The sequence below is a fragment of the Rhodanobacter sp. Soil772 genome (assembly GCF_001428385.1).
In the GTDB taxonomy this organism is placed as follows: Bacteria; Pseudomonadota; Gammaproteobacteria; order Xanthomonadales; family Rhodanobacteraceae; genus Rhodanobacter.
Genome location: NZ_LMSK01000004.1, coordinates 100,469 through 115,106 on the forward strand (window position 1 = coordinate 100,469; position 14,638 = coordinate 115,106).

8 protein-coding genes are annotated in these 14,638 nt (G+C 68.0%); 5 read left to right on the top strand and 3 right to left on the bottom strand.

Annotation, left to right across the window (positions count from 1 at the left end; genetic code table 11):
• Positions 1 to 53: 53 nt before the first annotated feature.
• Positions 54 to 2,666: an EAL domain-containing protein gene (locus tag ASG75_RS14310; RefSeq protein WP_235580250.1), complete on the top strand. Its 2,613-nt coding sequence runs from the start codon at positions 54 to 56 to the stop codon at positions 2,664 to 2,666.
• Between the two features lie 60 nt (positions 2,667 to 2,726).
• Positions 2,727 to 3,413 carry a helix-turn-helix transcriptional regulator gene (locus ASG75_RS14315; RefSeq protein WP_056390966.1) on the top strand — a complete coding sequence of 229 codons (687 nt, stop codon included), beginning with the start codon at positions 2,727 to 2,729 and terminating at the stop codon, positions 3,411 to 3,413.
• A gap of 20 nt (positions 3,414 to 3,433) precedes the next feature.
• Here ASG75_RS14315 and ASG75_RS14320 read toward each other — a convergent pair whose 3' ends face one another.
• On the bottom strand, positions 3,434 to 4,828 hold the full coding sequence (locus ASG75_RS14320) for a M20/M25/M40 family metallo-hydrolase (RefSeq protein ID WP_056390970.1): 1,395 nt from the start codon (positions 4,826 to 4,828) through the stop codon (positions 3,434 to 3,436).
• A 160-nt stretch (positions 4,829 to 4,988) separates the two neighbouring features.
• Positions 4,989 to 7,505, bottom strand: coding sequence for a pre-peptidase C-terminal domain-containing protein (locus ASG75_RS14325; protein ID WP_056390974.1), 2,517 nt, complete (start codon positions 7,503 to 7,505; stop codon positions 4,989 to 4,991).
• An 807-nt stretch (positions 7,506 to 8,312) separates the two neighbouring features.
• Here ASG75_RS14325 and ASG75_RS14330 point away from each other — a divergent pair.
• Entirely contained in the window at positions 8,313 to 9,545 is a 1,233-nt protein-coding gene (locus ASG75_RS14330; protein ID WP_082547638.1) for a TIGR03862 family flavoprotein, read from the top strand.
• A gap of 10 nt (positions 9,546 to 9,555) precedes the next feature.
• Here the strand turns inward: ASG75_RS14330 and ASG75_RS14335 are convergent, their stop codons facing one another.
• Complete coding sequence (locus ASG75_RS14335) at positions 9,556 to 10,518, bottom strand: LysR substrate-binding domain-containing protein (RefSeq protein ID WP_056390977.1); 963 nt, start codon at positions 10,516 to 10,518, stop codon at positions 9,556 to 9,558.
• 243 nt (positions 10,519 to 10,761) lie between these two features.
• Between ASG75_RS14335 and ASG75_RS14340 the strand changes: the two genes are divergently transcribed.
• Together ASG75_RS14340 and ASG75_RS14345 are read left to right on the top strand one after the other, a co-directional pair.
• Positions 10,762 to 11,889, top strand: a complete 1,128-nt coding sequence (locus tag ASG75_RS14340; protein WP_056390980.1) for a DmsE family decaheme c-type cytochrome — start codon at positions 10,762 to 10,764, stop codon at positions 11,887 to 11,889.
• A gap of 12 nt (positions 11,890 to 11,901) precedes the next feature.
• On the top strand, positions 11,902 to 14,517 hold the full coding sequence (locus ASG75_RS14345; protein ID WP_056390983.1) for an MtrB/PioB family outer membrane beta-barrel protein: 2,616 nt from the start codon (positions 11,902 to 11,904) through the stop codon (positions 14,515 to 14,517).
• Positions 14,518 to 14,638 lie beyond the last annotated feature (121 nt).

Sequence of the window (14,638 nt, forward strand, 5' to 3'; positions counted from 1 at the left end):
AATTCCATTCGGCGGCGGCGGACGGTCGCGACGAGCCCGATCCCGTGATTCCGATGCCCTCGCCATGGCGGCTGACGGCTTGGCTGTGGGGTCTGCTCGCCCTGCTGTCGGGGGTGGCGCTGGCGCTGGCCGTGCACCATCAGCAGAAGCAGCGGCGGGAGGTGGAACAGACCTTCGTCCACGACGAGCTGGCCAACAAGACCTATGCGGCGCTGCAGACCAAGCTGCATTTGGCGGAGTCGATGCTGCGCGCGGTGCAGACCCTGTTCCTCGCCTCGGAAGAGGTGACCGCACCGGAGTTCAGCAGCTTCTACACCAACCTGCGCCCCCGCGAACAGTTCCCCAGCCTGCTTGCACTGGCCTATGCGCAGCGTGAAGCGGGTCCCGGTGGCTGGCACTACATGACCCGCTGGGTCGAGCCGATAGAGGGGAACGGGGCGGTGGTCGGGCTCGACGTGGGCGCACAGCCGAACAATCTCGCCGGCCTGCTGGCTTCGCGCGACAGCGACCAGGCGACCTTGTCGGCGCCGTTCCACCCGGTGCAGCAGCCCGCCGCCGCGGCAGCGGATGACGGCATCACACTACGGTTGCCGGTGTTCAGTCCGGGGAATCCGCCGCAAACAGTCGACGAGCGGCGGCAGCGCATGCGCGGCTCGATTGCGGTGTCGTTCCGGGTGAGCAGCCTGATCGGCAATGCGTTGCCGGACCGGGCGACCCGCGAACTGCGCCTGCGCCTCAGCGACGTCACCGATGCCCGGCACGTGCTGCCGCTGTTCGATTCGGAGCCGGGTGCGGCGAGGGTGCCGGACGGCTACCGGTTCGAGCGCCGGCTGGCCTATGGCGGGCGGGTGTGGAACGTGTCGATGCGGTCGCGCGATGCCGGCCCGGCCGCGATCGACTGGCGCCAGTCCGCCTTGCCCGCCGGCCTGCTGGCGAGCCTGCTGCTGGCGCTGCTGGTGTATTCCGTTGTGAGCACCCGCCAGCGTGCGCTCGCGCTGGGCTGGCGGATGAGCCGCCGCTACCGCGAGAGCGAGGAGCGCTTCCGTGCGTTGAACGAACTGCTGCCGGCGCTGGTGCTGCTGGCCGAGGTCGATGGCGGACAGGTCACCTACGCGAACCAGGCCTCGCGCGACCGCCTCGGCGAACGCGTGACCGAACGGCAGCTGCCCGACCTGTTCGAAGACCCGGACCTGCGCGCGCAACTGCAGGATGCCGATACCCGTGGCTGCAGCCGGATCGAGGCGGCCCTGCGCAACGGCGAGGGCGTCCGCTTCTGGGCCAGCGTGGCGATCTCGCGGGTGCTGCTGAGCGGGCACGACAAACTGCTGATGGTGGCCACCGACATCAGCGAGCAGCGCCAGCTGACCGAGCTGCTGAGCCACCAGGCCAGCCACGACGCGCTGACCGAGCTGTACAACCGGCGCGAGTTCGAACGCCGCCTGCACGGCGCGCTGGCGGCGACCGCGATCGGTACCCCGCCGGCCGTGCTGTTGTACATCGACCTCGACCAGTTCAAGTTGATCAACGACACTTCCGGCCACCTTGCCGGCGATCAGTTGCTGGCCCAGCTGGCGATCGTGATGCGCAAGCAGCTGGGCGGCACCGACGTGCTGGCGCGACTCGGCGGCGACGAGTTCGGCGTGCTGGTGGCCGGCGTGGCCGACCGCGAGGAGGCCGAGCGGATCGCCGAGCGCGTGCGTCGCTGCATCGACGGCTACGTGTTCATCTGGGAACAGCGCAGCTACATGATCAGCGCCAGCATCGGCGGCGTGATGATCGACCGCCCGGGAATCCTGGTGAAGGACCTGCTGGCGCAGGCCGACACGGCCTGCTACATGGCCAAGGAACTCGGCCGCAACCGCGTGCATTTCTATTCCGAGCGCGACGACGAGACGGTACGCCGGCACAGCGAGATGGAATGGGCGAACCGCTTGCGTTGGGCGGTCGACGAGCATCGCCTGATGCTCACCTATCAGGAAATCTGGCCGCTGCCACTGACTGCCGGCGGCGAACCCGGCATCGAGGTGCTGCTGCGCTTTCGCGAGGAATCCGGCCAACTGGTGATGCCCGGCGTGTTCATGCCGGCGGCCGAGCGCTACGGCCTGATGCCGGTGGTCGACCGCTGGGTGATCGAGACCACGCTGGCCAACTTCGACCGGCTGCACCCGACCGGCAGCGCGCTGCGCATGGTGGCGATCAACCTGTCCGGCGCCAGCGTCGAGGACGAGGCGCTGGCCGACCTGATCATCGAGCTGCTGCGCCGTTACCGGGTGGAGCCGTCGCGGGTGTGCTTCGAGATCACCGAGACCGTGGCGGTGCGCAACCTGTCGCAAGTGGTGCGCTTCATGGAGCGCCTGCGCGCGGCCGGCTGCCGCATCGCGCTGGACGATTTCGGCGCCGGCATGTCCTCGTTCACCTATTTGAAGAACCTGCCGCTGGACATCATCAAGATCGACGGCGGCTTCGTGCGCGACATGCTCACCGACCCGGTCAGCCACCTGATGGTCAGGGCGGTCACCGACATCGGCCACCGGCTTGGCCTGGAAGTGGTCGCCGAATGGGTGGCCGACGCGGAAACCGTGCAGGCGCTGGCGGCGCTGGGCGTGAACCGGGTGCAGGGCTTCAGCCTGCACCGGCCCGAACTGGCGCTGTTCCAGCGCGACTGAGGCGTCGACGTTTCGCCGCGCGGCGAAGCGTCCGGGCAACGCGCTGGCTAGACTGCGTGCATGGACGAAGCCGCACCGCTCAATCGCTACCAGCTGGCCGAACTCGGCAGTTTGCTGGCCGAGCCGGCGCGTGCCGCCATGCTGCTGGTCCTGGTCGACGGCACCGCGCGGCCCGCGGGCGAACTGGCGCAGGCGGCCGGGATCAGCCCGGCCACCGCCAGCGCGCATCTGCGTCGGCTGTTCGACGGCGGCCTGCTGGCGTTGCAGGCGCAGGGCCGGCATCGCTACTACCGGCTCGCCGACGAGCGCGTCGCGGCGATGCTGGAATCGTTGTCGCTGGCCCGCGCCCCGGCGCTGCACGCGCTGCCGGCCAAGGGCGATGCGCAACTACGCCGCGCGCGTTGCTGCTACCGCCACCTGGCCGGCGCGCTGGGCGTGGCGTTCTGCGCCACGTTGCTGCAGCGCGACTGGCTGCACACCGGGTCGCGCGGCCTGCAACTGTTGCCGGCCGGCGTCGACGCATTGGCCGGCAGCGGACTGCCGTTGCCGAACGTGGCGAAGCTGTACGGCCGCAGCTGCCTGGACTGGACCGAGCGGCGCATGCATCTGGGCGGACCGCTCGGCGTGACGCTGACCGCAGCGATGCTCGAGGCCGGCTGGTTGCGGCCGCTGCCGCGCGGTCGCGCGCTGCAACCCAGCGCCGATGGCCTGCGCCGGCTTGGCCTGCTGGGCGTGTCGCTGGATTGAGCGGGCGCCGCCGCGCCGCTTCAGCGACCGGCGCTGCTCGATGCCGCTGCCGGCGAACGCTCGAAGCTGCCGGCATAGCCGGGGAACACCACCGGGCTCTCGTAGCCGTCGGCCGAGACCGACGACACGCCGAAGAACCAGTCGTCGATCACCACGTCCTGCAGTACCGCCTGGTCGACGTCGCCGACCGCGCGCTGATGCTGCCATTGCGCCGCGGTGGTATCGCGCCAGTGCACGCGATAGCCGGCGGCGCCGGGCACCTTGTGCCAGCTGAGCGTGGTGTCGGTGGCCAGCGCACCCTTGCTGTCGACGCCGGTGGGCGGCGCCGGCGCGCGGCTCAGCGCGGCCATGGTGATGGCGTTCAACGCGGTGACGCGGGCGAGGTAGCGGAAGTCGATGCCGTCGATGGTGTCGCCGTAGCGCACACCGCCCTCGTTGCGCAGGTCCTGGTGCTGGCGGGTGTAGTTCTCGTGCGCCTCGGTGACGCGCACGGCGGGGTAGCCCGCTTCCAGGAACGGCACCTGGTCGCCGCCGCGGCCGTAACGGTCGGTGCGGTAGACCATGCGCACCTGGAAGTCGGGCAGGTAGCTGTCGGCGAGGCGGTCGATGTAACGGGCGAGGTTGCGCGAGGGCGAATCCACCTCGCCGCCGTGGTAGCGGCGGTAGTCCGCCTGGGCCGCCGTCTCGTTGCTCTTGGTGCCCTCGGAGAACACGCGCACGTGGGTGTTGTCGATCACCCCGTTCTGGCCCTGGCTGTTGCCCACGATGTCGTTGTTGAGCTGGGCCTCGACCTGCCAGCCGTGCGCGACGGCGTAGTCGGCCAGCACCTTGCCGCCGTACAGGCCCTGCTCTTCGCCGGACAAGGCGGCGAATACCAGGGTGGCGTCGTTGTCCTGCTTCGACAGCAGCCGCGCCGCCTCGATCAGGGCGGCGACGCCGGAAGCGTCGTCGTTTGCGCCGGGCGCGTCGCTGGTGGCGTTCATCACGTCGGTGACGCGCGAGTCGAGGTGGCCGGTCATCACGATCACCCGGTTCGGATCGTGCTTGCCGCGCTTGATCGCGACCACGTCCATCACTTCGGTCGGTTTGGGTGCGCGCTTGCCGGTGAACATCTGCGACGGGGTGATCACCTCGATGCAGCCGCCGCACTCGCGCGAGATCGCCTCGAAGCGCGACTTCACCCAGCGTCGTGCGGCGCCGATGCCGCGCGTATCGGACTTCGTATCCGACAAGGTGTGGCGGGTGCCGAAACCGACCAGCTTCGTGATCGTGGCGCGCAGTTCCGTCTCGCTGGGGGCGTGGGCCAGTGCGTGCAGCGCCGGCTGTTCGTGCGGCATCGCCGGCGCCGGTTCCGCGGGCGCGGCAGTCGCCGTGGCCAGCAGGGCGAACAAAAGCAGGGAGGTGATCCGGGGCATCGCGTGCATTCTCTGGCGACAAAGCCGGCACGATACAACGTTGGCGCAACCTGCCGATGTGCGTTCGCACCATCGAAAACCACGAGGCCCGGTCGTTGCCGGCCGGGCCTCGGGTTGCCGTCGGCACGCTTCCTTGCGTGCCGGTGCGGCAGTCAGCCGCTTACGGCGTGTAGCTGCCGGTCAGCGTGACGCCGGTGTAGCTGCTGTAGGCACGCACCATGACGTAGTAGGTGCCGGCCGTGGGCGCCGTCGCGGTGCAGCTTTCGGTGTTGCCCGTCACGTACGGGCGGCAGTCGTAGCTGCTGGTGGTGGGCGTCGAACCGAGCTTGACGTACAGGTCGGCGTCGCCGGTGCCGCCGGCGATCTTGATGTTGAGATTGCTGGCACCGGCCGGCACGACCATCGTGTAGTACAGGGCGTTGCCCGTGGTCGCACTCAGGCCGCTCACCGGCACGCCGTTCTGCAGCACGTTGCCGCCGCCGCTGCCGGTGCTCCAGGTGGCCTTGACGCTGACCCCGGAGAACGCGGCGTAGCCGTTCAGCATGACGTAGTAGGTGCCCGCCTGCGGCGAGGCCACGGTGCAGCTCTCGTTGTTGCCGGTGAGGTACGGGCGGCAGTCGTAGCTGGACAGGGTCGGGGCGGAGCCGAACTTGGTGTACAGGTCGGCGTCGCCGGTGCCGCCGGACTCGGAGATCACCAGGTTGCTGGCGCCGGCCGGGATCACCACGGTGTAGGACAGCTGCGCGCCGGTGGCACCGGCCTGGCCGGTCAGCGCCACGCCGTTCTGCAGCACGTTGCCGCCACCGCCACCGCCGGAGACCGTCACCGACTGCGTCTTGGTGTTGGTCGCGCCGTCGTTGTCGGTCACCTGCAGCGACACGGTGTAAGTGCCGGCGGCGCTGTAGGTGTGGCTGGGGTTGGTCGCGGTCGAGGTGCTGCCGTCGCCGAAGTTCCACGAGCGCGAGGCGATCGAGCCGTCGCTGTCGGTGGAACTGTCGGTGAAGTTCACGCTCAGGCCGCTGATCGAATCGCTGAAGTTGGCGACCGGCGGCACGTTGGCGGGCGGCGAACCACCGCCGATGTCGTTGGCGGCGCCACTGATGATCAGCTCGCCGCGGCCGGTGGCCAGGTCATAGCCGGCGCTGGCGGTCTCGCCCCCGTTGTTGCCCGAGGTGATGTCGTGGAAGTCCGACGCCGGCAGCTGGTACAGCAGCGGTGCGGCAAAGCCGACGCTGGAGCCCTTGATCGCGATGACGCGTGCCCAGGCACCGGCAAACAGCGGGGCGGACAGGCTGGTGCCGCCGTATTGCTGGGTGGCGCCGTTGACGATGATCTTCGAGCCCGAGTTGGGGTCGGCGTCGTAGGCGATGTCCGGCAGACCGCGCTTGCTGCCCGGAGCCACGCCGTTCTGCCAGCTGGGCTGCGGCTCGAACGTGCTGGAGCTGCCGCCGCCGCTGGTCCACACGGTGGCGCTGCTCCAGGTGGTGGTGGAGGCATTCAGGGTGGTGCCGCCCACCGCCACCACGTACTGCGACGCGGCCGGCCAGCTCGGCGTGACACCGCCGTCGCCGCACTCGTCGGCGCCGGAGTCGCCGGTGGAGATCGAGAAGGTCTGCCCCTGCGCCACTGCCTGCTGGAAGATCTGATCCTGCGCCGCCGCCGAGCCGTCGCCCTGCGCACTGGTCTCGCACTCGCCCAGCGACACGTTGATGATCTTGGTGGCGTTGGCGTTGACGATGGTGTTGAAGTCGGCCGTGAGGTTGGCGTTGGACAGGGTCGGGATGTTGTAGAAGATCAGGCTGCCGACGTGGCCGCCGGCCATGCCGACGACGTCCTGGCTGTCCAGACTCCACTCGCCCAGGCCGCTGGTGTCGGTGCTGGTGCCGTTGGTGTTGACGGTCTGGGTGGTGACCGTGGCCAGGCCGTTCTGCGAGGTGAACGTGTTCAGGTCGGTGATGGTCTGGGTGATCTTGCCCTGGGTGACGATGCCCACCGGGACGCCGGCCGCCGTGGTCACGCCGTTGCCGCCGTAGATCGAGGAGAACTCGGTCGGGTTGTGGCCGGTCACCGCCTGGGTGGTGTAGCCAGCCTGCACCGGCTTGGCGAAGGTGTGCGCCTGGTGCACGCTCTGCAGGCCGATCACCGAGAGCACGCTGTCCTGCAGCGCGGCCGGAATCTGCACGCCGCTGTTGTTCATGAAGGCGTTGCGGCCTTCCTTGGTCCTGACCTTGACGAACGAGGTCTTGAATGCGGCCTGTGCGGTATCCGCGCGGCCATCGGCCGAGATCATCATGCGGTTCGGCGCGATCGTGACGTTGGTGAAACCGGCGGCCTTCAGCCAGGCGGCAACCTTGTTCGCCTGATCCGATGTGGGCGAATAAGCGGCCACGAACTGCTGCGTCGACATCCTGTGCTGGGCCATCGACAGCGTCGAGGTCCTGGCCGTGGCCAGGAACGCGTGCAACTGGTCCGGATTGCGCAGTTTCAGCGCCACCTCGATGTGGATCGGCTGCGAGGTCGCCAGTGCGCCGCTGACCACGTCGCCCTGGCGCAGTTGGGTGGCGTGCTGGTTCAGTGCAACGAAGGCCTGGCTGTTCGCCGACGTGGCGCTGGCCGACCCGATGGCGGCCATGCCGATGGCGGCAGTCAGCAAGGTGAGACGAAAATGGCTTGGCATTTGTGAAGCTCCCAAAAGGTTTTTTCGAGGCGAACGAAGCCGCTGGGGCCACGTGGACCTCATGAAGTGAGCGCCGCGGACACGGCGCCATGGTTTTTTTGGATTGCCCAGCGATCCCGCGCGTACTGCGATCGACCCTCCCCCCGCCAATCCCTCCGGGTTGTCGCGCAGTTTTGTTTTGCCGCCGGATAAACAAACGCCGGCGGCGTAACCTCATTACGGGATCATTCGTCAAACTCCCCATTGGCGAACCGGTTGACGGTAGGGTTGGCGACCGAAAACCTCAATAGGATTTTTTCAGGGATCCGGTGATTGCCGTCACACAATCCGCGGATTATGAAAAGGCCCGGATGGCGTAAATAAATACGATTTTCAAGTGGGCGAATGAATCGCGAGGAATCTGCCTGCAGATGGCTTCGTACCGCGGCCTGTGCGACGAAGATTGCACGGTGAGTCCGGCTTCCAAGGGAAAAACCGTATCGAAGCGGCATTATCCTGATCTGCGCCCGTTGGTGTCCTTGCGTCGCATTTATTTCGCAGGCGTGGCTATTTATTGACGTAATTAGTTACGTTTGGAACTATATTATTAGAGGCGCTCCGAAAGATATTGCTCGACACGCCACCTTCCGTTCCCAAGCTTTCAACTCGTGGCGGCCGTGTCCGGTCATGTCCGATTCATCCTGAAATGCTCGGTGGCGTGGTGTTGCCCGAGTGGGTATGCATGCTGGTGCGATCGGTGGCTCGCTCGCCACCGTGGCGATGCAGCCGCCGGTTCATTCCGCCCAAGCGGCATGCGACCATGCGCGGATGACCCGGACAGCTTCTCTCCGACTGGCGATCATCGGCGGCGGTCCGGCGGGGCTGATGGCGGCCGAGGCCGCGTGCGCGGCCGGCGTGGCGGTCGATCTGTATGACGCGAAGGGTTCGGTCGGGCGGAAATTCCTGCTGGCCGGCAAGGGCGGCCTCAACCTCACTCACGGCGAACCGCGCGCGCGTTTCGTCGAACGCTACGGCGCGCGCCGTGACGAGGTGGGGCGCTGGCTCGACGCGTTCGATGCGGATGCGCTGCGCGCCTGGGCGCGTGGGCTCGGCGTGGAAACCTTCACCGGCAGTTCCGGCCGGGTGTTTCCCGCCGACCTGAAGGCGGCGCCCCTGCTGCGCGGCTGGCTGCGCCGGCTGCGCGAATCCGGCGTGACGTTCCACATGCACCATCGCTGGCTGGGCTGGAGTGGCGACGCATTGCATTTCGCGACGCCGCAGGGCGAGCGCACGGTATCGGCCGAGGCGGTGATGCTCGCGCTTGGCGGCGCCAGCTGGCCGCAGCTCGGCTCCGACGGCGGCTGGGTGGCGCCGTTGCAGCAGGCCGGGATCGACGTGGCACCGCTGCAACCGGCGAACTGCGGCTTCGAGCTGGCGTGGAGCGAACATCTTTCCAGCCGCTTCGCCGGTGCCCCGCTGAAGCCGGTGGTAGCGCACTGGGTGGATCGTCACGGCGTGGCGCACTCGCGCCAGGGTGAATTCGTGCTCAGCGAATACGGCATCGAGGGCAGCCTGATCTACGCGATCGGCGCCGAGCTGCGCGAGCAGATCCGCGAGCGCGGCGAAGCGCTGTTGCAGCTGGACCTGGTACCCGGCTACACCGAAGCGGCACTCGCCGAACGCCTGGCCGCGCCGCGCGGCAAGCACAGCATCGGCGACTGGCTGCGCCGCCGCGCCGGGCTGGACGCGGCGAAGTGCGCGCTGGTGTTCGAACTCGCCGACAAGCCCACCCTGGCCGATCCGTTCGCGCTGGCGGCGCGGCTCAAGGCCTTGCCGCTGCGCCTGCGCGCGCCGCGGCCGGTCGCCGAGGCGATCAGCACGGCCGGCGGCGTGCGGCTGGAGGCGCTGGATGAAAACCTGATGCTGCGCGCCCGTCCCGGCGTGTTCTGCGCCGGCGAGATGCTGGACTGGGAGGCGCCGACCGGCGGCTACCTGCTGACCGCCTGTTTCGCCAGCGGCCTGATTGCCGGGCGCGGTGCGGCGCGCTGGCTGGGCGCGTAGCCGGCCGGTTTCAGCCGGCGATCAGGCCTGCCGGCGCGGGTTTCACGTTCTCGGCCAGCACGCCCTGCTGCGTGCGGCGCAGCACCAGCGGCATGTGCTGCGCCACGAACTCGATGAAGCTGCGCAGCGCCGGGGTGTGGCCGTGGCGCGAGGGGTATACCGCGTGCACGTTGCCTGGCGGCAGCGACCACGCCGGCAGCAGCGGCACCAGCCGGCCTTCGGCAATCGGTTCGCGGCAGACGAACTGCGGCAGCTGCGCCGCGCCGACGCCGCCGATCACCGCCTGGTACAGCACCTGCAGGTCGTCGCTGGTCAGGCTGGGGTGGTGCTCCACCTGCTGGGTGCGGCCGTCGGCAGCCTGCAGGTGCCAGAAGTGCCGCCCTTCCGCGCTGATCAGGCCCACGCTGGAAAGACGCTTGAGCTCCAGCGGCTGGGTCGGCTGGCCCTGGCGTCGCAGCAACTCGGGACTGGCCACCAGCACCTGCGGGTCCATGCCGTAGCTGCGCATCACCAGGCTGGAATCCTTGAGCGAATCGTGCACGCGGAACGCGATGTCGTAGCCGCCGGCGATCACGTCGACCTGGTGGTGGCAGATGTCGAGGTCGACCTGCACCTCGGGGTGGCGCCGCAGGAAGTCGACCAGGATCGGCGCCAGCAGCAATTGCGCGAACAGCACCGGGCAGGCCACGTGGATGCGTCCGCGCGGCGCGGCCTGGGCTTCGTCGATGACGCGCTGGGTTTGCTCGGCGGCGGCCAGCAGCTGCCGGCATTGTTCGTAGTAGCGCTGGCCGATCTCGCTGACGTGCGAGCGCCGCGTGGTGCGCTGGATCAGCCGCACGCCGAGGCTGGCCTCCAGCCGCGCCACCCGGAAGCTCAGCTGCGACTTGGCCACGCCCAGCGCCTTGCTGGCGGCGGTGAACGAACCCAGCTCCACCACCTGCACGAAGTAGTAAATGTCGTTGAGGTCCTGCACGGCGTGTCCTTGCGGCTGGGGTCAGGCTAGCGCGCTGTGGCGCAATGTCTTGTTGCGACGCACAATCATCAGAAATTGTTCTGTGATCATGGACATTTAACGCAACCAAAAGGGCTTAACAACCTTTCACTTCCGGGTGAATACTCGGGCTTGGGACAAGGCCGGCCGCCAGGGAGTTTGCACCGGGCAGGGGCGTCGCCGGCCGATTGCGGTTTGTTCACGCTAGCCAAGGGGCGTCAAGCCATGCGTGTGATTTCGTTGTTTCCTGCCGCCTTGCTGTGCGTGGTGCTGGGTGCCGCTGGCATCCTGGCGGGTTCTTGGGGTGCGCAGGCCCAGCAGGCGCCTGCACCGGCGGATTCCGTGCACAGCCCGTCCAGCGCGCTCAGCCAGAACGACATCGCGAAGATGTTGCCGGCCACCGACATGGGCGCGAGCGCGGCGCGGGCGAACAATCCGCACCTGCCGCCGGCAAGCGACAGCCCGGCCACGCCGTTCGATGCCGCGTCCATTCCGGCCAATCCGCTGGCGCCGCAGGCCGACGCGATCGGCGCGAAGAGTTGCGTGGCCTGCCACGCGCAGGAAAACATGCAGGCCTCGCATACGCTGCACGTGGCCTCGTTCCGCGCCGGTGCCGCGAACACCGGCCCGCAGGCGGCCTGCGAAAGTTGCCACGGCCCGGGTTCCGAACATGCCAAGGACCCCACCGCACCGGGCCTGATCATCGCCTTCACCCACGATGCGAAAACCTCGCCGCAAGTCCAGGCCGGGGTCTGTCTCGCCTGCCATGCCGGTGGCGCACGCCAGCACTGGATCGGCTCGATCCACCAGAACCGCGGGCTGTCCTGCACCGACTGCCACAACCCGATGGCGCGGCTGTCGCCCGAAGGCGTGCTGGCGAAGTCGTCGATCAACGAAGTCTGCGCAACCTGCCACCAGGACATCCGCGCCAAGTTCAACCGCCGCTCGCACATGCCGCTGCCGGAAGGGCAGATGGCCTGCACCGACTGCCACAACCCGCACGGCTCGATCACCAAGCCGCTGCTGAAGACCGACACGGTCAACGAGACCTGCTACACCTGCCACGCCGAGAAGCGCGGGCCGTTCCTGTTCGAGCACGCGCCGGTGCGCGCGAACTGCCTCAACTGCCACGACGTGCACGGCTCCAACCAGCAGACCCTGCTGGTCGCACCGATTCCCATGCTGTGCCAGCAGTGCCACACCATGACGCGCCACCCGAACGATCTGCAGAGTGCGGCCGGACTCGGCACCGGCCCGTATCCGGACGAGCGGCTGATCGGGCGCGGCTGCCTGAGCTGCCACAGCAATATCCACGGCTCGAACAATCCTTCCGGACCGAAGTTCCACAAGTGACGGAGGCGGACGATGCTTGCGCTGAAAGGAAATCGCACGACGCCGACAGCCTTGGCCCTGGCCCTGCTGTGCGGGCTGTTCGGCACGCAGGGCGCGCTGGCGGGTGACACCAGCGGCACCATGCGCGTGGGCGACATGCAGTTCGGCAACGGCCTGGACCCGCGTGGCTGGACGCCGATGCTGTATCCGGCCGATCCCGACGGCACTTCCTACCTGCACGCCGGCATGCTGCGCACGCCGACCGGCGCGCTGTATCCGTATCCGCCGATGGTCGATCCGGGCAAGCCGCTGGGCCAGGGGGACTGGACCTACGCCGGGCTGATCGAGTTCGGTTACCTGCACGTCGGCGGCGACCGCAACGCGGAATATTTCCGCCAGTACGACGACTGGAAAAGCGGCGCGGTGCTGGGCTTGCTTGCACTGAATTTCGATAACCGCAAAACCGGCAGCTACGTCGAGGTCCGCGGCAGCCACCTCAGCGGCGACGACCAGTACTACCGCCTGCGCGGCGGTCGCTACGGCAGCTACCGCATCGAGGGCTTCTATCGCGACATGCCGCATACGGTGTCGACCAGCGCCTACCCGATCTGGAATGGCGTCGGCAGCACCGACCTGACCCTGCCCGCCCCGCTGGTGGCCGGCGCCAGCACCCCGGCGCAGGTGGCCGCGGTGTCGGCGGCCACGCCACGGCGCAGCATCGGGCTCACCCGCACGCGCGAAGGGCTCAGCTACGAAGGCGTGCTGTACCGCAACTGGATCGGCTCCGCCGCGATCACCAACGAGAAGCGCAGCGGCACCCGCCTGTGGGGCGGCTCGATGTTCTTCAACTTCCCGTTCCCGGACAACGGCGGCATCCTGGAAACGGTGCGGCCGATCGACTTCCGTACCACCGACATCAACCTCAGCGTGCGCAACGTCGGCAAGCTGTGGCACTTCCTCGCCACCTACAACGGCTCGTTCTTCCGCAACCACAAGGACCATCTGAACTTCGAAAGCCCGTTCGGCCTGTGGAACGTGGTCGGCACGCCGCAGGTGGCCGACATCAAGGACGGCCAGTTCTCGCTGGAGCCGGACAACGACTACCACAACCTCCGCCTGGACCTGTCGCGCGAGCTGAAGGGCAACGGCCAGTTCACCGTGGCCGGCGCGTGGGGCACGATGCGCCAGAACGATGCGCTGCTGCCGCCCACCACCTGCACCGGCACCGGCGGCATCTTCATCGCACCGCCGGTCGACTACACCTTCAACTGCGCGAACTGGAACACCACCACGGCGCTGTCGCAGAAGAGCGCCAATGCACGCATCGACACCGGCTTGTTCGATGCGCGGGTCACCTTCCATCCCACGCCCGCGTTCGGCTGGCATGCCGGCTTGCGCTGGTATCGCGAGGACAACAAGACTCGCTACCTTGCCTACAACCCGCTCACCGGGCAGTACGGCTACATCTCCGAGAACGGCTCGCAGGGCAGCGTGGTGCCGGGCGAAACCGGCATCTTCGATCCGACCAATCCGCTGTACCGGTCGTACATGGTCAGCGTGCGCAACGTGCCGTTCGGCTACACCGACACGATCTTCGAGCTGGGCGGCGATTGGCAACTCGGCCGCAAGACCTCGCTCGGCGTCACCTACACCTACGACCACAACCAGCCGAAATACCGCGAACGCAAGCGCGTCGACGACCAGCGCATCAAGTTCGACTGGGTCAGCCGCGACGTCATCGGCGCCACCGTGCGGCTGAGCTGGGAATACGCCAAGCGCGACGGCGACAAGTACAACTACGATCCGTACGCGCAGTTCTTCTCCGAGTCGCTGCCCGGCTTCGTCGAGCCGGTCAACGGCATCGCCGCGCATACCGTGGCCGACATGCGCAAGTACGACCTGTCCGACCGCACCGAGAGCAAGGCGCGCGCGATCGTCATCTATCCGTGGGGCGACTCGGCCACGCTGTCGGCCACGTTCTACGGCAACCGCGATCAGTACGATGCGCTGATCGGCCGGCAGAACACCCGCACCACCGGCGCCACCTTGCAGTGGGACTGGCAGCCGACTCCGGCGACCACGATGAACGCCTACCTCGGCGCGGAAACCTCGCGCATGGGCATCTCCAACGTCAACGACGCGGACGGGCCGGACAACGGCGCCGTCTTCGGCACGCCCGGCCAGGTCGACCCCGACCTCGGTGGGCCGCTGTATCCGTACGCGAACCAGTGGTGGGAGTTCGACCGCGAGAGCAACCGCAATGCGGGGCTGAGCTTCAGTCACGACTTCGGCCGCGCGCGTGCCGATGTCAGTTACAACTACACCGGCTCGTTCGGTCACGTCGGCTACAACTACGCCACCATCGGCGCGCTGGCCTATCGCGATCCCGCCGGCGTGGCCGCGGCCAACGCCGGTTTTCCCGACAACAAGTACCGCACCAATACGCTCGACCTGGGCCTGAGCTTCCGCGTCAACCGCAGCGTCGGCGTGCGCCTGTACGGCCGTTACGAGACCGGCGCCTTCAGCGACTGGCATTACGCCGGGCTCGACAACACGCTCAGCTACGACCATCGCCTCTACACCGACAAGGGTGGCCAGCTGCACTACAACGTGAGCCTGGTCGGCGTCATGTTGAACCTGAAGTTGTGAGCCTGTTCATGATCTCCAAGTACCCCGCGTTGTCATCGAGTGGCCGTCAGGTGGTAGTGCGCGGCGCAGCGTCTGACTGGCCGTCAGAGCCTGCCCCTGCGAAAGCAGGGGTCAAAGCCGT

Excerpts from the sequence above, each read along its gene's own strand:
- ASG75_RS14310 (WP_235580250.1), top strand. The coding sequence starts at position 54 with ATGCCCTCGCCATGGCGGCTGACGGCTTGGCTGTGGGGTCTGCTCGCC.
- ASG75_RS14315 (WP_056390966.1), top strand. The coding sequence starts at position 2,727 with ATGGACGAAGCCGCACCGCTCAATCGCTACCAGCTGGCCGAACTCGGC.
- ASG75_RS14320 (WP_056390970.1), bottom strand. The coding sequence starts at position 4,828 with ATGCCCCGGATCACCTCCCTGCTTTTGTTCGCCCTGCTGGCCACGGCG.
- ASG75_RS14325 (WP_056390974.1), bottom strand. The coding sequence starts at position 7,505 with ATGCCAAGCCATTTTCGTCTCACCTTGCTGACTGCCGCCATCGGCATG.
- ASG75_RS14330 (WP_082547638.1), top strand. The coding sequence starts at position 8,313 with ATGACCCGGACAGCTTCTCTCCGACTGGCGATCATCGGCGGCGGTCCG.
- ASG75_RS14340 (WP_056390980.1), top strand. The coding sequence starts at position 10,762 with ATGCGTGTGATTTCGTTGTTTCCTGCCGCCTTGCTGTGCGTGGTGCTG.
- ASG75_RS14345 (WP_056390983.1), top strand. The coding sequence starts at position 11,902 with ATGCTTGCGCTGAAAGGAAATCGCACGACGCCGACAGCCTTGGCCCTG.